Annotated in this window: 14 protein-coding genes; 9 read left to right on the forward strand and 5 right to left on the reverse strand. The window is 71.2% G+C overall.

Features of this window, described 5'->3' with window-relative positions:
- Positions 1 to 19 precede the first annotated feature (19 nt).
- The gene (locus ATK30_RS34780; RefSeq protein ID WP_101441223.1) at positions 20 to 1,330 is read left to right on the forward strand and encodes a DHA2 family efflux MFS transporter permease subunit; all 1,311 of its coding nucleotides are present in this window, start codon (positions 20 to 22) and stop codon (positions 1,328 to 1,330) included.
- Positions 1,331 to 2,353 carry a 3-deoxy-7-phosphoheptulonate synthase gene (locus tag ATK30_RS34785; protein WP_101439013.1) on the forward strand — a complete coding sequence of 341 codons (1,023 nt, stop codon included), beginning with the start codon at positions 1,331 to 1,333 and terminating at the stop codon, positions 2,351 to 2,353. It begins immediately after the preceding gene.
- On the opposite strand, the gene ATK30_RS34790 is transcribed toward ATK30_RS34785, so the two are convergent.
- Entirely contained in the window at positions 2,319 to 3,152 is an 834-nt protein-coding gene (locus tag ATK30_RS34790) for a LuxR C-terminal-related transcriptional regulator (protein WP_244194819.1), read from the reverse strand. The two genes, ATK30_RS34785 and ATK30_RS34790, sit on opposite strands and share 35 nt — an antisense overlap.
- A 255-nt stretch (positions 3,153 to 3,407) precedes the next feature.
- On the opposite strand from ATK30_RS34790, the gene ATK30_RS34795 reads away from it, so the two are divergent.
- From ATK30_RS34795 to ATK30_RS34805, 3 genes are all read left to right on the forward strand, one after another.
- A complete protein-coding gene (locus tag ATK30_RS34795; RefSeq protein ID WP_101439015.1) occupies positions 3,408 to 5,036 on the forward strand; it encodes an AMP-binding protein in 1,629 nt (542 codons plus the stop codon).
- 421 nt (positions 5,037 to 5,457) lie between these two features.
- Complete coding sequence (locus tag ATK30_RS34800; RefSeq protein WP_101439016.1) at positions 5,458 to 6,891, forward strand: LCP family protein; 1,434 nt, start codon at positions 5,458 to 5,460, stop codon at positions 6,889 to 6,891.
- A gap of 271 nt (positions 6,892 to 7,162) precedes the next feature.
- On the forward strand, positions 7,163 to 11,047 hold the full coding sequence (locus ATK30_RS34805; RefSeq protein ID WP_167442050.1) for a Pls/PosA family non-ribosomal peptide synthetase: 3,885 nt from the start codon (positions 7,163 to 7,165) through the stop codon (positions 11,045 to 11,047).
- A 53-nt stretch (positions 11,048 to 11,100) separates the two neighbouring features.
- On the opposite strand, the gene ATK30_RS34810 is transcribed toward ATK30_RS34805, so the two are convergent.
- Positions 11,101 to 12,285, reverse strand: a complete 1,185-nt coding sequence (locus tag ATK30_RS34810) for a CaiB/BaiF CoA transferase family protein (RefSeq protein ID WP_101439018.1) — start codon at positions 12,283 to 12,285, stop codon at positions 11,101 to 11,103.
- Positions 12,285 to 13,466, reverse strand: coding sequence for an acyl-CoA dehydrogenase family protein (locus tag ATK30_RS34815; protein WP_220816941.1), 1,182 nt, complete (start codon positions 13,464 to 13,466; stop codon positions 12,285 to 12,287). Before ATK30_RS34815 ends, ATK30_RS34810 begins: the two co-directional genes overlap by 1 nt.
- A 127-nt stretch (positions 13,467 to 13,593) precedes the next feature.
- Here ATK30_RS34815 and ATK30_RS34820 point away from each other — a divergent pair, with 127 nt between their 5' ends.
- Both ATK30_RS34820 and ATK30_RS34825 read left to right on the forward strand, forming a co-directional pair.
- Complete coding sequence (locus ATK30_RS34820; RefSeq protein WP_101439019.1) at positions 13,594 to 14,334, forward strand: IclR family transcriptional regulator; 741 nt, start codon at positions 13,594 to 13,596, stop codon at positions 14,332 to 14,334.
- Between the two features lie 144 nt (positions 14,335 to 14,478).
- Positions 14,479 to 15,795 carry an MFS transporter gene (locus ATK30_RS34825; RefSeq protein WP_101439020.1) on the forward strand — a complete coding sequence of 439 codons (1,317 nt, stop codon included), beginning with the start codon at positions 14,479 to 14,481 and terminating at the stop codon, positions 15,793 to 15,795.
- On the opposite strand, the gene ATK30_RS34830 is transcribed toward ATK30_RS34825, so the two are convergent.
- Entirely contained in the window at positions 15,788 to 16,960 is a 1,173-nt protein-coding gene (locus ATK30_RS34830) for a polysaccharide pyruvyl transferase family protein (protein WP_101439021.1), read from the reverse strand. The genes ATK30_RS34825 and ATK30_RS34830 overlap by 8 nt on opposite strands.
- Entirely contained in the window at positions 16,957 to 17,520 is a 564-nt protein-coding gene (locus tag ATK30_RS34835; protein WP_101439022.1) for an OmpA family protein, read from the reverse strand. Before ATK30_RS34835 ends, ATK30_RS34830 begins: the two co-directional genes overlap by 4 nt.
- 405 nt (positions 17,521 to 17,925) lie before the next feature.
- Here ATK30_RS34835 and ATK30_RS34840 point away from each other — a divergent pair, with 405 nt between their 5' ends.
- Together ATK30_RS34840 and ATK30_RS34845 are read left to right on the forward strand one after the other, a co-directional pair.
- A complete protein-coding gene (locus tag ATK30_RS34840) occupies positions 17,926 to 18,546 on the forward strand; it encodes a DUF998 domain-containing protein (RefSeq protein ID WP_244194820.1) in 621 nt (206 codons plus the stop codon).
- Positions 18,543 to 20,558, forward strand: a complete 2,016-nt coding sequence (locus ATK30_RS34845) for a glycosyltransferase (RefSeq protein WP_101439024.1) — start codon at positions 18,543 to 18,545, stop codon at positions 20,556 to 20,558. Before ATK30_RS34840 ends, ATK30_RS34845 begins: the two co-directional genes overlap by 4 nt.
- Positions 20,559 to 20,611 lie beyond the last annotated feature (53 nt).

Here is a 20,611-nt window from a genome sequence, read left to right on the forward strand (position 1 = left end):
GCTCGTGCTGGGCACGTTCATGGCGACGCTCGACAGCACGATCGTCTCGGTCGGCGTGGAAACGCTGGCGCAGCGGTTCGACGCGTCCGTCACCGAGGTCCAGTGGGTCACCACGGCGTATCTGCTCGCGGTGGTGACCGCCGTGCCCGCGTCCGGCTGGCTCGCCGCGCGGTTCGGCGGGCGGCGGACCTGGCTGACCGCGGTGGTCGGCTTCGTGCTGGCGTCGCTCCTGTGCGGGCTGGCGAGTTCGTTGCCGATGCTGGTCGCGTTCCGGGTGCTGCAGGGGCTGGCGGGCGGTTTGCTGCCGCCGACGGGACAGGCGTTGCTGGCGCGGGCGGCCGGGCCGGAGCGGATCGGACGGCTGATCAGCGTCGTCGGCGTGGTGCCCTTGCTGTCACCGGTGCTGGGGCCGCTGGCGAGCGGGGCGATTCTCACCGTCGCGGACTGGCCGTGGCTGTTTTACGTCAACCTGCCGGTCGGGGTGATCGCGGTTCTTCTCGGGCTGCGGTATGTCGCGGCGGACCAGCCGGCGGACCCGCGCGAACCGTTCGATTTCCGCGGTGCGGCTTTGCTTTCGCCGGGGCTCGCCGCGATGGTGTTCGGGCTGACCGGATTCTCCGACGGGTATCCGAAGTGGCTTTCCTCGGCGGCTGTCGCGGTGGGTTTGCTGATGCTGGCGGCGTTCGTCCGCCACGGAGCGAAGGTGCGGGCGCCGTTGCTCGACCCGCGATTGTTCACTCGGCCGCCATTCGGCGCCGCGGCATTGGCGTTGGTCGTGCTGGGCGCTTCGGTGTTCGGCACGATGTTTCTGCTGCCGTTGTATCTGCGGCGCGGTGCCGGTTCGGGTGCGTGGGACACCGGATTGTTGCTGGTGCCCCAGGGAATCGGCGCGGCCGCGGGATCGGTGCTCGTGCATCGCCTGGTGGATCGGATGGCTCCGCGGACGCTGGTGGTGTCCGGAATCGGCTTGGCAGCGCTCGGAACCGCGGCGTTGACTCAGCTGGGTCCGGGACTTCCGGACGCCGTGTTGGCCATTTCGTTGCTGCTGCGGGGGTTCGGGGCGGCGATGATCAGTGCGCCGGTGCTGGCACTGGTGTACCGCAGCCTGGAGAAAACCCAGCTGCCGAAAGCGGCCGGCGCGCTGAATTTGCTGAACACGCTGGGCGGTTCGGTGGGAACCGCGGTGCTCGCGCTGGTGTTGCACCACCGGTTGGCCGCACGAGGCACCGAGGTCGCGGCGGCTTTCGCGGACACGTTCTGGTGGGTGCTCGGCCTGGTCGTGGTGGCGGCTGCCGGGGCGGCGAAGCTGCCTAAGGAAAGGAGCCGGTAGATGCAGGACACGTTGCCCAGCCCGGCGGAGGTGACGGCGGGTGCCGCGCCGGACGTCGCGCGGCACCGCGAGACAGTCTCCGCGGTGCTGGCCCGGCGCGATCCGCGGTTGCTCGTGATCGTCGGGCCGTGCTCGGTGCACGATCCCGCGGCGGCGCTGGAGTACGCCGCGCTGCTGGCCGGTGCGGCGGCCCGGTACTCCGACGACCTGGTGGTGGTTTTGCGGGCGTACCTGGAGAAACCGCGGTCGGTGACCGGGTGGACCGGGTTCCTGCCGGACCCGACGCTGGACGGCAAAGGCGATCTCGCCGACGGAATTCGGCTGGGCCGGCGGTTCCTGCTCGACGCGGCGGCGACCGGGTTGCCGCTGGCGTACGAGTTCGTGGATCCGGTGCTGGCGCCGTACGTCGCGGACACCGTGAGCTGGGGCGCGATCGGGGCGCGGACAGTGGCCAGCCAGCCGCACCGGCAGCTGGCGTCGTGGTTGCCGATGCCGGTCGGGATGAAGAACTGCGTATCCGGACGGCTGGGGCCCGCGGTGGACGCGATCCGCGCGGCCGGGGCGGCGCACGCGTTTCCCGGGCTCGGCGCGGACGGGCGGATGAAAACCTTGCGCAGCAGCGGAAATCCGGACGCGCACCTGGTTCTGCGCGGGGGTCTGGCGCCGAATTACGACGCGGCGTCGGTCGCGGAGGCGATGAAGGTGCTCGGGGAGGCGGGGCTGCCTCGAAGAGCGGTGGTCGACGCCTCGCACGGGAACAGCGGAAAGGACCACAACCGGCAGCCAGGGGTGGTCGCTGACGTGGCGGAGCAGATTCGCGGCGGAGCGGCGGTGGCCGGGGTGATGATCGAGTCGTATGTGCGGGACGGGGCGCAGGATCCGGAGCGGGTGCCCGCTGACCGGGCGGTGAGCCGGACGGACCCTTGCCTCGGCTGGGAGCGGACCGTGCCGTTGCTGGAATCACTGGCTGTCGCCAGCCAGGAGCGGGCTAAGGCAGGAGGTTGGCCCGGCGGGCGGCGTTGACGGCTTGGAGGCGGGTCTTCGCGTCCAGCTTCCGCATCGCGTTGCGCAAGTAGCTTTTCACCGTTTCCGGGCCCAATCCGAGCGCCTCCGCGATGTCGGCGTTGGTCTGTCCGGCTGCTGCGCCTTCGAGGACGTCCAGTTCGCGCGCGGAGAGGGACGGTCGCGGCCCGCGCCCCGCGTCGCCGGTCAGGGACTGGCACACCGCGTCGATACGGGCGCGCAGGCCCGGATCCTCGATAGCGGCGGCGATGCGGCGAAGCTCCGCGTGGCTTTCCCGGACCGCCTCCAGGTCGGCCGGTTTCCCCGGCGGCGCGGCTCCCGGCTCCGGGGCGAGCAGGTCCAGCCGCCGGCGCACTTCCGCACGGACAGCCAGCTCTTGCTCCAGGTCCCGCGCCACTTCGACCATCGCGGTCACCGACCGGTCGCCGAAACGGACGTGCTCGCGGACCGCTCCGTACAGCACCGCCCGGACGGTCCGGTGCACGATCACCGGCACCGCCATCACCGAGCGCACGCCCTCGGCCTGGACCGCCCGGTCGAAGTGGTGGCTGATCGCGTCGCTGGTGTAGTAGTCCGGCAGCACCACCGGTTTCCGCACGCCGATCGCACGGCCGCCCAGGCCCTTGCCCTCCGCGACGACGAGGCCGAGCAGCGACGTGGTGGTGGTGCCGAGCAGTTCGGTCATCCGCAGCCGCTTGCCGTCCACGACCTCCCCGCCGAACGACAGCGGCACGCCCGCCGCGCCGCGGAGCTTGGCCAGGGCGCGGCGCACTTCGGCGGTGGTCTCGGACGTCGTCACGGCAGGCACCCCACTTCGGCGGCACGGAGGCTCCGGCAGGAGGGGTGATTCTACCCAGCCGTGCCGCGGTTGTCGCCGCCTCCGGGGCGGAACCGCAGGTCAGCGGGGGGTTTCGGCAGCGGGACGGTCGTGAATTCCAGGACGCCGCCTCCTCGGCGCCGCCGGGGCCGACTACCCCTCTTCGGGGGTGGCCGGCCGGCTGACCTGCGGCGACGATGTGCCGACACCGGCCGACGATGACCGTGGAGCAGCCCCGTGAGCCCTGAACGCACCCTGTTCGACCTGTTGCAGACCTACGCCGCGCCGGACGCGGACGCGACTCATCTGCTGTGCGGACGGCATCCCGCCGACGCCGTCGCGTTCACCCTCGTCGAGGCCGACCTCAGCAGCCGCGACCTCACGTTCGGCCAGCTCGAGGCCGCTTCCGCCCGGTTCGCCGCCGCGCTGGCCGCGCATGGCGTGCGTCCCGGCGACCGGGTCGCGACGCTCATGGGCAAGTCCGCCGAACTGGTCACCGCGCTGCTCGCGATCTGGCGGCTCGGCGCGGTCCACGTGCCGCTCTTCACCGCGTTCGCGCCGCCCGCGATCGCGCAGCGGATCGTCGGCAACGGCACGCGCGTGGTCGTGGTCGACGCCGGTCAGCGCGCGAAGCTCGACCCCAGCGAGGACCTGCCCGCCGACCCGTCGCGGATCATCGTGACGACCGGCGAGGCGTCCGGCGGCGACCTGTCGTTCGAGGCGCTGCTGGACGAGCCGCACCCGCTGTCCGACCCGGTCGCGGTCGGCGGCGACGGCACGCTGGTCGAGATCTTCACCTCCGGCACGACCGGCACCCCGAAGGCGGTGCCGGTGCCGCTGCGCGGACTCGCCGGAATCCACTCCTACCAGGAGTTCGGCCTCGACCAGACCGACGAGGACGTCTTCTGGAACGCCGCCGACCCCGGCTGGGCGTACGGGCTGTACTTCGCGTTGCTCGGCCCGCTCGCGACCGGACGGCGCAGCCTCCTGCTGCACGCCGGGTTCAGCCCGGAACTGACCTGGCAGGTCCTCGAACGCTTCGGCGTCACCAACTTCACCGCCGGTCCCACCGTGTACCGCGCGCTGCGCAGCTCGGGCCTGCCGGTGCCGTCCGGCCTGCGGCTGCGGCACTGCTCGTCGGCGGGGGAGCCGCTGACGCCGGACGTCGTGACCTGGGCCGAGGAGGTGCTCGGCTGCCCGGTGCGCGACCACTACGGCCAGACCGAAACCGGCATGGTCGTCGGCAACGCCTGGCATCCGCACCTCATCGCGCCGGTCAAGACCGGGTCGATGGGGCGGCCGCTGCCCGGGTTCGCCGTCGAGGTCCTGAAGGCGGGCAGCGACGAGATCGCGGAGGTCGGCGAGACCGGCCGCGTCGCGATCGACGTGTCCGCCAGCCCGCTGATGCCGTTCTCCGGCTACCGCGACGCCCCCGAACGGACCGCGGAACGCTTCAGCGCCGACGGCCGCTGGTACTACACCGGCGACATCGCCGCCCGGGACCGGGACGGCTACCTGACCTTCGGCTCCCGCGACGACGACGTCATCCTCATGGCGGGCTACCGGATCGGCCCGTTCGAGGTGGAAAGCGCGCTGACGCAGCACGAGGCCGTCGCGGAAGCCGCGGTGATCGGCGCGCCGGACGAGCTGCGCGGCGAGCTGGTGGTGGCCTACGTCGTGCTGAACCCCGGCGCCGAGGGATCGGACGAGCTGGTCGACGAGCTGAAGCAGACGGTCAAAACCCGCCTGGCCGCCCACGTTTACCCGCGGCGGATCCACTTCGTGGCGGAACTGCCGAAGACGCCGAGCGGCAAGATCCAGCGATTCGCGCTGCGGAGCCGGGAGCTGAGCACCGCTTCGAGCTGAGTCTTCCGGCGGGCGGTACCCCGTTGGCCCGGTGCCGCCTGCTCTGCCCGGCCGGGTCGCCCTCGCGTTGCGGGGGCGACCCGGCCGGGCAGGGTGGCGTCTTCCGTCCGGTCCGAATACGGTCGGCTTCGCTTGCCGGTCAACGACATCTGGGGCGGCGCGGCTCAAGGGCGGTCCGGTGGGCTGGAGCACGACCTCGACGCCGGGTTCTCCCGCTGGGCGCGGAGACGCGTCTGGGCACGTCGCATTTCCTGCTGCCGTTGGCGATTCGGGACTCCGCGCGCCGACCCTCCAAAGTGTGCCGTTTCGCCCGCGACAGCCCGTCTGACCTCGGCGGACTGCCCGGACGGCCACCTTTCTCATCGCTCTCACAGGAACCCCGGAGTACACCCGGATGCGCCGGAGGGAGGAGCGGTGATCGATGGAGCGCGCGAACGGGCACTGGGCCGAGCGGATCGGCGTGGTCGTGCTGGTCGCGGTCCTGCTGGGCGGGGCCGCCTACGGCTGGGCCGAGCTGCGCGCGCTGCTGTCCGGGGTGACGACCTCCACCGCGCTCGGCGGGCAGGCCCGGCCGGGCGGGGACACGAACATCCTCGTCATGGGACTCGATTCGCGGCTCGACGAGCGGGGCGAACCGCTGCCCGCCGACCTGTACGAACAGCTGCACGCGGGAGACCAGCACGTCGGGGGCTACAACACCGACGTCCTGATGCTGCTGCACGTCCCGGCCGACGGCGGGCATCCGACGGTCATCTCGATCCCGCGCGACGACTACACCGATCTCGCCGGCTGCCCGGACGGGGTGTGCAAGGGCAAGATCAAGGAGGCTTACGGGTACGCGTTCGCCGCGGAGTCCAAACGTCTGACCGCGCAAGGCGTCACCGAGAAGGCGGCTCGCGAACAGAGGTCCCGGGACGCCGGCCGCGCGGCGGTGGTCGCGACGGTGCGCCAGTTCCTCGGAGGGGTCGCGGTGGACCATTTCGTCGAAGTCACCCTTGTCGCGTTCTACCAGCTGGCCCAGGTCGTGCAGCCGATCACGGTGTGTTTGACCGACGCCACGCAGGACAGTTATTCCGGAGCGGATTTCCCGAGCGGGCAGCAGCGGATTTCCGCGGCGCAGGCGCTCGCGTTCGTGCGGCAGCGGCGCGATCCGCGGCACGAGTTCACCGAGCTGGACGGGGAACGGCGGCAGCAGGCGTTTCTCGTATCGCTGGCGCATCAGCTGAACGAAGGCCGGGTGTTCGGTGACCCGGTGAAACTCGGACAGCTGGTGTCGGTCGCCAAGGAGAATGTCGCGATCGATTCCGGCCTCGACCTCAACGCGCTGGCGCGGCAGGCGGAATCGTTCGCCGGCGGGGATCTGACCTTGGCCTCGCTTCCGGTCGAACGGTTCGAAAAAGACGCCCGGGGCGAGGACGTCAACATTGTCGATCCGGTGAAAATCCGCGCCGCCGCGGCCCGGTTGCTCGGGCGGACGGTCCCGCCGCCGCCCGCCGCGACTGCCGGGCCGGTGGTGGACGTGGTGAACGCGAGCGGCCGCGAGGGCGCGGCCGCCCGGGTGCTGAAGACGCTTCCGTCGCGGGGATACCGCACCGGGCGCACGTCCAGCGCGCGGCACACGCACCGCACCGTGGTCCGGTACGGGAGCGGGGATTCCGCGTCGGCGGCGAAGCTCGTGGCCGCGCTCGGCGGCGGGTACGCCGTGGACTACGACGGCGCGCTGGCCGCGGGGGAGCTCAAACTGGTGCTGGGCACCGACTTCCGGGAAAAGGCCGACCAGGTGGACCCGGTGCCGGTCTCCCCGGTTTCGCCCGCCGACGAATTGTCCGGAGGCGGGGTGCCCTGCGTGCGGTGAACGGGAGAAGCACAACGTTCCTGTGAACCCGTTGAGAACGAATTCCGAAATTAACTCTTCTGAGTGACCTGGGCGGCACTGCGTCCGCTAATGTCCGGACCCGAGTGACGAGCCGCACAGCCGCGGCTGGGGGATTGCCCGATATCTGTTCTTGTTCCGATTTCAGTGCCCGGGTACCGCGCTGCTGCTTCAGCCCGGCCTCACGCCGCCCATTGTTGAGTGGTGTCCGGCCGGTTTCGTGACTCCTGTTCTCCTGGAAAGAGGTTTTCCTGTGACGCTGGACGCGGATCGGGTGCGCACAGTCGCGCCCGAGAGGCTCGCCGATGGGGCGACGGCGGTTTACCAGGCGGGTCCGGCGCCCGCCGCGCGCACGCTTTACGACATTTTCGCCGAAACGGTGCGCAAGCACCCGGATTCGCTCGCGCTGGACGACGGAACCGAGCGGGCGACGTACCGCGAGTTCGCCGCGCAGGTCGAAGAGCTCGCCGGACGCCTCCGTGCCGCCGGGGTCCTGCCGGGCGACCGGGTAGGCATCCGGATGACTTCCGGCACCGCGGCGCTGTACCGCGGCATTCTCGCCGTTCTTTCCACCGGAGCGGCCTACGTCCCGGTCGACGCAGACGATCCGGCCGACCGCGCCGAGACAGTGTGGGCCGAAGCACAAGTGAGCCTGGTCCTGAGCGATGCGGGATTGCCGCCTGCGCGCGGACCGCGGTGGCCGCGGGTCCGTCCGCAGCCGCAGGACGACGCGTGGATCATCTTCACCTCCGGTTCCACCGGCAAGCCCAAGGGCGTCGCCGTCACGCATCGCGCGGCCGCGGCCTTTGTGGACGCTGAAGCGCGGTTGTTCTGCACCTCGCGGCCGCTCGGTCCGGGCGATCGCGTGCTGGCGGGGCTGAGTGTCGCGTTCGACGCGTCGTGCGAGGAAATGTGGCTGGCGTGGCGGCACGGCGCGTGCCTCGTCCCGGCTCCGCGCTCGCTCGTCCGCGCGGGGGCGGACCTCGGGCCGTGGCTGGTCGAGCGCGGCGTCACAGTCGTGTCGACGGTGCCGACGCTCGCCGCGCTCTGGCCAGTGGACACGCTGGCCAGCGTCCGGTTGCTCATCCTCGGCGGCGAAGCGTGCCCGCCGGAGGTCGTGACGCGTTTCGACGACGGCAAACGGGAAATCTGGAACACTTACGGCCCCACGGAAACCACCGTCGTCGCGTGCGCCCAGCGCCTGCGCGCGGGCGAACCGGTGCGGATCGGGCTGCCGCTCGACGGGTGGGAACTCGCGGTCGTCGACCCGGAGGACCCGGCGGGCATCCCGGTGCCGTGGGGCCGCAGCGGCGAGCTGGTCATCGGCGGCGCCGGGCTCGCCCGGTACCTCGACGCGGCGAAGGACGCGCAGAAGTTCGTGCCGCTGCCGGGGCTGGGCTGGAGCCGTGGGTACCGCAGCGGCGACCTCGTGCGCGCGGTGCCGGAGGGACTGGAGTTCGTCGGCCGCGCGGACGGACAGGTCAAGATCGGCGGACGGCGCGTCGAGCTGGGCGAGATCGACGCCGCGTTGCGGGCCCTGCCGGGTGTCGCCGCGGCCGCGACGGTAGTGCGTCGCACGGACAGCGGTGCGCAGGTGCTGGTCGGCTACGTGGTGCCGGAGGGCGATGGCCTCGACCGCGCCGCCGCGCGCAGCCGCCTCCGGGACCGGCTCCCGGCCGCCTTGGTGCCGCGGCTGGCCTTGGTGCCGGACCTGCCGGTGCGCGCGTCGGGCAAGCTCGACCGCGACGCGTTGCCGTGGCCGCTGGAGGAACCGGTCGCCGCGCCGGTGGTGCCGTCCGATCCGAAACTGGCGTGGTTGTCGCGGGTCTGGAGCGAACACCTCGGGACCGCGGCCGGTCCGGACGACGACTTCTTCGATCTCGGCGGATCGAGTGTGACCGCCGCGCGGCTCGTTTCCGTGCTGCGCGAACGGTATCCGAACGCGGCAGTGTCCGATGTGTACTCCTGCCCGACGCCGCGCGAGCTGTACGAACGCCTCGCCGGAGCGCCGGTCGAAACTGCCGCGGCGGAAGAGCCGCGGGTCGCCGCGGCGCGCGGCGCCGGGTGGTGGCAGGCCGGGGTGCAGCTGGTTTTGCTGGCCTTGTCCGGAATGCGGTGGCTGCTTTCGGTGTCGCTGCTCGGCTCGCTGGTTTCGCTGGTGCTGCCGTTGCAGTGGCTGCCGCGGATGTCGTGGTGGATCCTCGTGCCCGCGTGGCTGGTGCTGCTGAGCCCGCCGGGCCGGATGCTGCTCGCCGCGGGAGGCGTGCGGGTACTGCGCGGAAAGCTCGAGCCAGGGGAGTACCGCCGCGGCGGCATCGTCCACCTGCGACTGTGGACGGCGGAACGGTTCGCGGCCGTGGTCGGCCCGCCCGGAGTCGCCGGTACGCCGCTCGCCGCGCCGTACGCCCGGTTGCTCGGCAATCGGGTCGGCCGGGGCGTGGACCTGCACTCGCCGCCGCCGGTGAGCGGTCTCGCGGACTTCGGCGACGGATGCGCGATCGAGCCCGAGGCGGACCTCGCCGGGTGGTGGCTGGACGGCTCGGTGCTGCGGATCGGCCGCGTCCGGGTCGGGGCCGGCGGCCGGGTCGGCGGTCGCAGCACGCTGCTGCCGGGCACGGATCTCGGCACCGGCTCGGTACTGCTGCCCGGTTCGACGCTCGACACCCGCGTGCCGGACGGCGCGGTCTGGGGCGGATCCCCGGCCGGGCCGTCGGGCGAACGTCCGTCGCGGCCGGCCGAGGCGGCCCCGCGGGCGAAGCGGTACTCGCTGGCGTTCGCGCTGGGCGGGACGCTGCGGTCGGTGTTCCTGGTCGTGTCCGCGGTTCCGCTGATGCTGGTCGCGCTCCTGCTGATCCCGGCGGCGGACGATCCGCGCGGCGCCGCGCTGGCGATCCTGCCGTGGACGCCGCTGCTCGTCTTCGCCGGAATCGTGGTGTACGCCTTGACGATCGTCCTGCTCGTGCGGCTGGCCGGCCGGGCCGTCCGGCCGGGCGTTTATCCGGTGCTGAGCCGGGCGGGCTGGGCGGCCTGGTTCGTGCACGAACTGCTGGAAATCGCGCGGCGGCAGCTGTTCCCGCTCTACGCCGCGCTCGCGACTCCGGCCTGGATGCGCCTGCTGGGCGCGCGGATCGGCCGCGACGTCGAACTGTCCACTGTGCTCAGTCTGCCGTCGCTGCTGCGCGTACGGGACGGCGCGTTCCTCGCCGACGACGTCCTCGCCGCCCCGTACGAACTCGACCGCGGCTGGGTCCGGCTGGGCGTTTCGGAGGTCGGCGAACGCGCGTTCGTCGGCAACTCCGCGGTCGTCGGTCCGGAAAGGAAGCTCGGCTCGGGCTCGCTGGTCGGCGTTCTGTCCGACACCCCGACGGAGGTCCCCGACGGCACGTCCTGGCTCGGCCGGCCGGCGTTGGAGCTGCGCCGGACTGCCGATGCCGTCGACCCGGCCCGCACTTTCGCGCCGCCGCACCGGTTGAAGCTGGCCCGCGCGTTGGTCGAGTCCTGCCGGATCGCACCGCTGCTCATCGCGGGCCTGCTCGGACTCGCGGTCACCGCGGTACTCACCGGAGTGGACATCGCGGACGGCTTCTGGGTCGCCGCCGCCCTCGCGCCCGCGGTGTTCGTCTCGGCCGGTCTCTTCGCCGCGCTGCTCACGACGCTGGTGAAATGGACACTGGTGGGCCGCTTCCGGCCGGGACGCCATCCACTGTGGAGCGCGTTCGTGTGGCGGAACGAGCTGTACGACACGTTCGTCGAGACGCTCGCCGTTCCGTGGTTCGCCGGATCGTTCCTTGGCACGCCGGTGCTGAACTGGTGGCTGCGGACCCTCGGCGCCCGGATCGGTCGCGGTGTCTGGTGCGAGAGCTACTGGCTGCCGGAAACGGACCTCGTCCGCCTCGGCGACGGCGCCGTGGTGAACCGCGGCTGCGTGCTGCAGACGCACCTGTTCCACGACCGCGTCATGCGGCTCGACCCGGTCCTCCTCGGTGCCGGCGCGACCCTCGGGCCGCGCGCGTTCCAGCTGCCGGGCAGCGGGGTTTCCGACGGCGCGACGGTCGGGTCGGGTTCGCTGGTGATGGCGGGGGAGACGCTCCCGGAGCGCACCCGGTGGCGGGGAACGCCGGTCCGTCCCTGGCAGTGAGGGCTTGTGAGTGTTTATCCCGGTTAGAACCGGGATAAACACTCACAAGCCACCTACGCAAGCCTGGTGTACGCCGCCCCCTTCGCCAGCGCCCTCTCCACCTCTTCGCCAGACAGGCCAGCCGCCGCAAGAACTTCCCTCGTGTCCGCCCCCGGAAGGCGGGGCGAATCGGCGGCGCGGCCCGGCGTGCGGCCGAGCTTCACCGGCACTCCGACCCCGCGATACCCGTCCCGCTCCACCACCATCTCCCGATGCCGCACCTGCGGGGCGTTCATCGCCTCCGCGATATCGTGCACCGGAGACGCCGGAACTCCCTTGGCCAGCAGCAACTCAGCCAAAGCGTCCCGTTTGTACTGTCCGATCAAGACAGTCAGCTCGGCCCGCAGCGCAGTGACATTGCCGACCCGGCCGGCATTGGAAGCGAACCGCGGATCGGAAGCCAGCTCAGGCGCGCCGAGCACGTCGACCAGCGCGGCGAACTGCCGGTCGTTCCCCGCGCCGACGAAGAACAGCCCGTCCGCAGTCGGAAAAGTCTCGTACGGCGCGATCGACGGATGCGCCGAACCGGTCCGCCGCGGCACCGCGCCGTCGGCGAGCCAAGCCGCGGAATGTGGATGCAGCAAGCTGATCACAGTGTCCAGCAACGAACAGTCCACCAGCTGCCCGAGCCCGGACCGCTCCCGTTCGTGCAGCGCCAGCAGGATCCCGGAAAACCCGAGCACCCCGGTCACGACGTCGACCACCGGCACCCCGATGCGCAGCGGCGGCCCGTCAGCTTCGCCGTTCACGCTCATCAGCCCGCCGTAAGCCTGCAACACCGCGTCGTACCCAGGCAGTCCGCCGAGTGGCCCGTCCGTGCCGAATCCCGTGATCCGGCAATGGATCAGTGCCGGATACGCCGACCGGATCGTCTCGTCCGGCCAGCCCCAGCGCGCGAGCGTGCCCGCCTTGAAGTTCTCCACCACCACGTCCGCGCCGGCCAGCAGCGTGCCGAGCAGTTCGCGACCGTCCGGACCGGACAGATCGAGCACGATGTTCTTCTTGCCCCGGTTGAGATTCGCGTAGTAAGCGCTGGTCCCCTCGGCGAGGAACGGCGGCCCCCACCCGCGCGTCTCGTCGCCCGAGGGCGATTCGACCTTGATCACCTCGGCTCCGTGGTCGGCCAGCATCTGCGTGCAGTACGGCCCGGCCAGCACCCGCGAAAGGTCCAGCACCCGCAGCCCGTCGAGCGCGCCCATCAGTAGGACCTCGGCAGCCCGAGCACGTGCTGGGACACGTAGTTCAGCACCATTTCCTGGCTGATCGGGGCGAGCCGCAGCAGCCGTGCCTCCCGGAAGTAACGCTCGACGTGGTACTCCCGCGCGTACCCCATCCCGCCGTGGGTCTGGATCGCCTGGTCGGCGGCCTGGAACCCGGCGTCCGCGCACAGCCATTTCGCCATGTTCGCCTCCTTGCCGCAGGACAGTCCGCGGTCGTAGCGCCAGGCGGCGTTGCGCGCCATCAGCTCCGCCGCGTCGAGCCGCGTCGCGGCCTCGGCGAGCGGGAACGCCAGCCCCTGGTTCTGCCCGATCGGACGGCCGAACACCTGCCGTTCCCCGGCATAGCGAACTGCCCGCCGCAGTGCCGCCCGGCCGATGCCGAGCGCCTCGTGCGCGAGCAGGATGCGCTCCGGGTTGAGCCCGTCGAGCAGGTACCGGAAGCCCTTGCCCTCCTCGCCGACGCGCGCGGATTCCGGCACCCGAAGGCCGTCGATCAGCACCTCGTAGGACGACACCGCGTTGCGTCCGAGCTTGGGGATCGCTCGCAATTGCACCGCGTCGGACTCGATGTCCACGACGAACAGCGACATGCCGTCGGTCGGCTTTTCGACCTCGTCGCGCGGCGTGGTGCGGGCGATCAGCACCATTTTCTGCGACTGGCCTGCCTTGGTGATCCAGACCTTCCGGCCGTGCACGATGTAGGAATCGCCGTCGCGCCGGGCGAAGGTGGAGATCCGCGTGGTGTCCGTGCCCGCGTCCGGTTCGGTCACGCCGAAGCAGACGTGCAGCGAACCGTCGACCGCGCCGGGCAGGATCTCCCGCCGCATTTCCTCGCTGCCGTGCTTGACGATCGTGTTCAGCCCGAAGATCGTCAGGTGCATCGTGCTGCACCCGTTCATCCCTGCGCCGGACGCGGCCACTTCTTCCAGCAGCAGCGCGGCTTCGAGGATGCCGAGCCCGCCGCCGCCGTACTGCTCCGGGATCGCCATGCCGAGCCAGCCCGCCTCGGCGAACGCGTCGTAGAACTCGCGCGGGAACTCCGCGCGTTCGTCGTGCCGCGCCCAGTACTCGTCGGGGAACCGGGCGGCCAGCTCGCGCACGGCGCGCCGGATGTCCTCCTGGTCTTGGCTCAGCTGGAAGTCCACGGTGCTGCTCTCCATCGTGCGTATATGAGAACGCTAAGTTCGGATATACGTTCAACGTAGAACGGCGCGCGCGTCGGGTCAAGCGCCGTCCGGGGCGGTGGCCGCGATAGGGTTCGTATCTGCGAACGCAGGGGAGGCTGCCGTGACCGAATCGACTGCCAAGGCGCACCGCACAGTCGGTCGCGTCACCAGCATCCTCGAGTGTGTCGCACGGCAGCCCGGGATGCGGCTGCACGAGCTGGCCGTCGCGCTCGACGCGCCGAAATCCTCGGTGTTCGGCCTGGTCAAAGGCCTGGTGTCGACCGGCTATCTGGTCGAGACCGACGGAACCTACCGGCTCGGCCCGGCGCTGGGGAACCTGCTCACCGGCGGCCTGCCCGGCATCGCGACCGCGGCCCGGCCCGCCTTGGAGGAGCTGCGCCGCCGGTTCGGCGAGACGGTGATGCTCGGCGCCGCGGTCGGCGATTCGCTGATCTACGTGGACGCCGTCGAGTCCGAGCAGCCGATCCGCTACTCCGCGCCGCTGCGCACCCGGCGGCCGCTGTACCCGCCGAGTGCGGGCAAGATTTTCCTCGCGTACTGGTCGGCGCGCCGGCGTGAGGCGTACCTGAAGTCGGTGCTCCCGGACGAGGATCGCGTGCAGGCCGCGATGGACGAACTCGACACCGTCCGCGCCAAGGGCGTCGCGCTCAACCGCGGCGAAACCCTGCCCGACGTAAGCGCCGCGGCGCGGCCGATCCTGGTCGACGGAGAGGTCGTCGCGGCCATCGCGGTCGCGGGCCCGACCACCCGGATTTCCGGCCGCCTGCCCGAGATCGGCGACGCGCTGGCCGACATCACGTCGGCGGTCGTGAAGCGCTGGGAAGCCTCGCGCCGGGGCTGAGCCGAATTCCCGAAGACCCTTGACCGGTGTGTTCGCGGTCTCTTAGCATCCGGATATACGCATCAAGCGTTCTCAAATACGCACGCAACGGCGCGCGCCGGCTGGCTTCCGCTCGCCCGTGCCCCAGTTCCGGAGAGCAGGACCATGCCCAGTGTTGTGCACGACAGCGTCGGAACGATCCGGAAAGCCCCGCGCGGAGTCGGGGCGGCGGTGGTCGTCGGCTCCGCGCTCGAGTGGTTCGATTTCTACCTCTACGCGTCGATGGCCGCGCTGGTGTTCGGCCACGTGTTCTTCCCGCCCGGCAACGACGCGGCCGCGACCATGGCCTCGGTCGCGACGTTCGCCGTCGGGTTCCTGGCCCGGCCGGTCGGCGGCATCGTGTTCGGCGCGCTCGGCGACCGGATCGGCCGCAAAAAGGTGCTGTCGTGGACGTTCGTGCTGATGGGCGTCTCCTCGGCGGGGATCGGCCTGCTGCCGAGTTACGCGAGCGCCGGCCTTGTCGCGCCAGTGCTGCTCGTCGTGCTGCGGCTGCTGCAAGGACTCGGTGCGGGCGCGGAATTCGGCGGCGCGATCGCGGTCGCGTACGAGCACGCTGATCCGCGGAAACGCGGGCGGCAAGGTTCGTGGCCCGCGCTGGGCGTGAACGTCGGGCTGCTCGTCTCCTCGCTCGCCGTCGCCGGACTGACCACTTTGGACAAAGAGTTCCTGCACGGCTTCGGCTGGCGGATCCCGTTCCTGGCGAGCTTCCTGCTCGTCGGCGTCGGCCTGTGGGTGCGCCGCCGGGTGCCGGAAACCCCGGAGTTCGAGAACCTGGTGCGCAGCAAGAAAAATCGCCCTCGCGGGTGGGCGAACCGGCCGCTGGTGAAGCTGTTCCGCAGCGACTGGCGCGCGCTGACGGTGGTCATGGTGATCACTATCGGCTACAACGGCGTCAGCTATGTGTTCAAGACCTTCTCGCTCGCCTACCTGACGAATTTCCGCGGTGTCCCGGCGAATATCGGTGCGCTGGGCATCAGCATCGCGAGCGGGATGGCGATCGTGACGGTGCCGATCGCCGGATGGCTCAGCGACCGCGTCGGGGCGAAGAAGGTCGTGGTCGCCGGGGCGGTGGCCACCGGGTTGCTGGCGTTCCCGTTCTTCTGGCTTCTCGACACCGGCACCAGCTGGTTCATCTGGCTCGGTCTCGTGCTGGCGACCGGCATCGTGGTTCCGGCGATGCTGTCGGCGCAGGGCGCGTTCCTGGCCAAACAGTTCCCGGCGGAGGTCCGCTCGACCGGCCTCGGCACCGGCCGCGAGGTCGGGGGAGCGGTGTCCGGCGGGCTCGCGCCGCTCGCCGCGCTGGCGATCGTGGAAGCCTCCGCGACGCACGCGACCTGGGGTGTTTCGCTCCTGTTCCTCGCCGGTGCGGTGTGCATCGGGCTCGGCGCGCTCGCCGATCAGAGCCGCGGCGCGCTCAACTGAGCCGCGGCCACCGGGTGCGGGTCTTCGGCAATTCCGGGCCGTACACGGCTTCGGCGACCGAGCGCTTCAGATTCGCGCAGTGATGCAGGACGTGCGCCGGAAATCCGGTGCCGGAAGGGCGTTCCGGCGGCTTCTCGGCGCCGGCGGCCACGAGCGTCCACCCGGAACCGAGTTCGATGAGACTCCGGTGTTTCGTGGTGTAGTACTCCGGCGAAACGTCGACGGCCACGCCTGTCGCGCCCGCCGCGGCGGCGACCAGGTGCAGGTGGAAGCGGCTGGAGATCCAGGTCTGCCCTGGCGCGAGCGGAAGGCCGCGCTGCCATACGTCGCGGAACGGATGGAATTCCGCGCCGGGCAGTTCGTGCTCCAGCAACGCGAAAACCTCGCGGTCGACGCGAGGAATCCCTTCCACCACAGCGAGTTCGGCCGGCGGGAGCCGCCACGCGCGCACCAGGTCGAGCACCTGCGCGGCGAGCACGGACGGCTGCTCGGCGCCGATGTCCGACTGCATGCACAGCACGAACTCGCGTGTCGTCGGCGTCGTCGGCGGATGCGGGTCGAGGAAGACGTCGTCGCAGGTCCGGGTGACGCCCGGGACGCCGTGCAGGAGTTCGCCGGACGGATCGTCGCGGACGTCGACGACGTCGAACCGCTCGGCGAGCGTGCGCAACAGCCCGGCCGCGCCTGCGGAGAACGGGATGAAGCCCTGCCCGGTCATCGCCGAGCGCGCACCGGAACGCTGCGCGGCCGCCGCGGCCCCGGCGACCAGTCCGAGGTGCCGGGGCCACAGCGCGTTGACATAGCCGCCGCCGATCAAGTGCACGACGTCGAGCCGGCCGAGCAGCTCGATGCCCGCGTCCCAGCGCGGCGCCCGACCGGGGTCGTGCACCGCGGCCTGCACCCAGGACGCGACTTCCCACGGATCGTCCGACGGCGCTTCGCCGCACAGCCGCCACAAGGTGTCCGTGCAGCGCAAACGCGGGTGCAGGTCGCCGAACAAATGCTGCGCCGGTCCCGGAGAATGCGTGTCGAGCCAGACTTCGGCGTCCGGTTCGGTGCGGGCCAAGCGGCGGATCCAAGCGGCGGCGATCAGTTCGTCGCCGAAGTTCGGATAGCCGCTCGGCCCGACCAGGTAATGCCGGCGGGGGGACGGGGCACGGGTCACGAAGCGACGCTGAGCTGCGTGTCCAACGCCTGGTCGCCCTGCGCCTTTTCGCTTCCGCTCGGCTCGGCCTGCACGCGGTCCTTGGCGACGCCGTCGGCCTCGAGCGCGGAGGTGATCGCCTCAGCGCGCTGCTCGGACAGCTTCTTGGCCTTCTCCGCGTCCGGGTAGCCGGCGTGGGTCTCGACCTTCAGCTTGACGTCGTTGCCCTGCATGGCTTTCGCGATCGCGGCGAGGCCTTCCTTGGCCTGGCCGGTCAGTTCCGCCTTCTCCGGCTCGAACTTGATCGGCGAGGCCTGCGAGGCCTGCTGGATCGCCGCGGTGACCGCTTGTGCGGCCGGGCTGTTCTGCCCGGGGGCTCCGTTCTGGCCGGACGCGCCGTTCTGCCCGGCTTCGCCGGACTGCGCGGCTCCGCTCGGCTGTGCGGCTCCGCTGGACTGGGCGGTGTTCTGCCCGGACGCTCCGGATCCGGACGAGGTGTTCGATCCGCCCGACCCGCACGCGCTGACCAGCGCGATGACGGCTGCGGCCCCGACGACCGCCTTGACGAGTGCCCTCTGCATGGGAATTGCGCTCCTTTGGCTGGGTTCGCGGGGATCTGAACACGGGGCCCGGGCACCGGCAACCGCGCCGCGCCCGGCGAACGCGGCGTGCCACCGCCCGGTTTCGCGCCGTCAGCAGGGCGAGGGCGGCGGCTCGCGGCCTCACCCGGTGGAACCAACATCCACCCGGGTGAGGGACCCGAAAGTCCACAAAGGACAGTATGATCACGCCGCGCCGGCCGGTGTATAACGTCCTATTCGGGTCGCGTTTGAGGCAGTTTGTCCGGCCTCGCCGACGGCGAACCCGAAGCGCGCGCCCGGTCCGATCCGGCCGGGAGAGGCCCTGGACCGGCTGCGGATTCCCGGGGTGCATCTCAGGGTGTTCCCCGATGCCGGGCGGTCACGACCGCCAGCATGCTGATCGATGTGACCCTCATAACGCGGAAAGCCAGGGCGACGGTGCCGGTGATCGCCACCGCGGCCTTGGCTTTCTCGCTGGTGCCGATCTTCCTGTTGCACCTGGTCGCGGCGGGCGTCGTCGACCCGGTCCGCGACGTCATCAGCGACTACGTTTTCCCGCCCGGCGGAGCAGTGCTGCTGGCGGCGGCTTCGCTCGGGTTGGCCGGCGCGTCGCTGGCCGTCCGGCACGCACTGCTCAAGCAGGGGTTGCCGAGCCGCAGCCCGGAGTCGGTGCTGATCGTGTTGTGGGCGGCCGGATTGGTCGTCGCGACGTTCTTCCCGACTGATCCGACCGGCGTCGAGACGTCGTTTTCCGGTGCGGTGCACCGATATGCCGGTGCGGCGATGTTCGTGTGCCTGCCGCTGGCGGGATGGCTGCTGGCACGCCGCCGGCCGGAAGCGAAGGCGGTGCGCTGGCTTTCGCTGGCCTCCGGTGTCGCTTCGCTCGCCTTTCTGCTGGCGCACGCGCCATTGCTGGAACAGTCCGTGCCCGAATTCCTGGGGTTGTTCGAACGAGTGCTGTACGCCCTGCTCTACGCACAGCTTTTCGCCGTCACCGCGATGGCGCGAGCCGAGGTGGCCTCATGACGATTCTCGCCATTGCGCTTGCCCTGGTCGGCGCGGTTTTCTTTTCCTCCGGCGCACTTCTGCAGCACGGCGTGGTGACCGGGCTGGCCGGTCGCACGCGGCTCGGGGAGCTGATCCGGGCGCCGCGCTGGCTCGGCGGGCTGGCCCTGCTCGGTTCGGGGGCGGGCGTCCACGCGGTCGCGCTGGGGATGGCTCCGCTGACCGTCGTGCAGCCGGTCGGGGTGATCGCCGTGGCGATCACCGCGATTCTCGACCGGAGGCGGCGGGATCTTCCCGCGGTCGCGGTCACGATGCTCGGCGTCGGGACGTTCGTGACCGTCGCCGCGGGCAGCACCACGAGCACCGCGGTCGGCGCCGACGCGCAAACGCGGGCGGCATTGCTGGTGCTGGGGGTCGTGGCGCTGCTGACGCTGGTCGGCGCGCTCGCTTCCCGTCCGTCGATCCGCGGACTGTGTTTCGGCGCGGCCGGCGGCGCTGCCTACGGCTTCGTTTCGGTATTGATGCGAGCGGTTTCCCTCGAAGTCCGCGACGGCACCGTCGACTTCAGCACCGCGGTGTCCGTCGCCGCGATGGTGACGGCGCTGGTGGTCGGCGGCTGGCTCGTGCAGCTGTCCTACCGGTGCGGCCCGCCGCATCTCGCCGTCGCGTGCTTGACCGTCGTGGACCCGCTGGTCGCGGTGGGTCTCGGCGCCGGGGTGCTCGGCGAAGCCACCCATCTCGACCCCATGGCGACCGCGGTCGCGCTGACCGCGGCCGTGTTGGCGGTCGGCGGCGTCGCGGTGCTGAGCCGCGGCAGTTCTTCTCCTGTTCACTCCACCAGATCGGAGCACCCTGTGAACGACGACCGGGCTTTGCGCATCGTGGTCGCCGCCGAAACCTATCCGCCGGACGTCAACGGCGCGGCGCAGTTCGCGTACCGGCTGTCCGCCGGACTCGCCGGCCGCGGCCACGAGGTCCACGTGATCAGCGTCGACCCGGAGGGCCCGGCGCGCACCGAAAGAGACGGCGACGTCGTGGTGCACCGCGTCCGGTCGCACCGCACCCCGTTCCACCGGACCTTCCGGATCGGCCTGCCCTGGGAGGTGAGCAAGGACGTCGCTGCGCTGCTGGAGGAGTTGCAGCCGGACCTTGTCCACGTCCAGGCGCATTTCGTGGTCGGCAGGTACGTGCTGAAGCACGCCGCCGCGATGGGCGTCCCGGCGGTGGCGACGAACCACTTCATGCCGGAAAACCTGTTCGGCCACGTACGAGTGCCGGAATGGCTGCGCGGCGCGGCCTCGCGGTGGGCGTGGCGCGACCTGACGCGCGTGTTCTCTTCGGCCCGCGTCGTCACCGCGCCGACCCCGCGTGCGGTGGAACTGTTGCACGACAACGGTTTCCCGAAGCGTGCGATCCCGGTGTCGTGCGGTATCGACATCGACCGCTACCGGTCGCGTACCGTGTCGCGCTCGTCCGGCGATCCGACGGTGTTGTTCGTCGGTCGGCTCGACGAAGAGAAGCGCGTCGACGAGCTGTTGCGCGCGGTCGCGCTCGTGCCCGGTTTGCGGGCGGAGCTCATCGGTGACGGTTCGTGCCGGGCGGAGTGGGAAAAGCTGACCGCCGAGCTGGGGATCGCCGACCGGGTGCGGTTCCGCGGGTTCGTGTCCGAAGAGGACTTGCTGGACGCCTACGCGGCCGCGGACGTCTTCTGCATGCCGGGCATCGCCGAACTGCAGAGCCTCGCGACGATGGAGGCGATGGCGGCGGGGAAGCCGGTGGTGGTCGCGGACGCGATGGCGCTGCCGCACTTGTGCCGCCCGGGCTACAACGGCTGGCTGTTCGAACCGGGCAACGTGGAGGAGCTGGCCGAACGGCTGCGCGCAGTCGTCGCCGACCCGGCGACGTTGGCACGGATGGGGGCAGCGAGCGGCAAGATGATCGCCGGGCACGCGCTGGAGTCCAGTTTGGATTCGTTCGAGGCGTGTTACGGCGAGGCGATGGGCCGGGTCGCGGCGGTGCCCGCGGCCGCCTGAGGCTTGCGGGGGACTGGGGGTGGCCGGGTTCGCCGGACGCAGGGGAGGGAACC

Origin of the sequence: Amycolatopsis echigonensis (genome assembly GCF_002846615.1) — a bacterium.
Lineage (GTDB): Bacteria > Actinomycetota > Actinomycetes > Mycobacteriales > Pseudonocardiaceae > Amycolatopsis > Amycolatopsis echigonensis.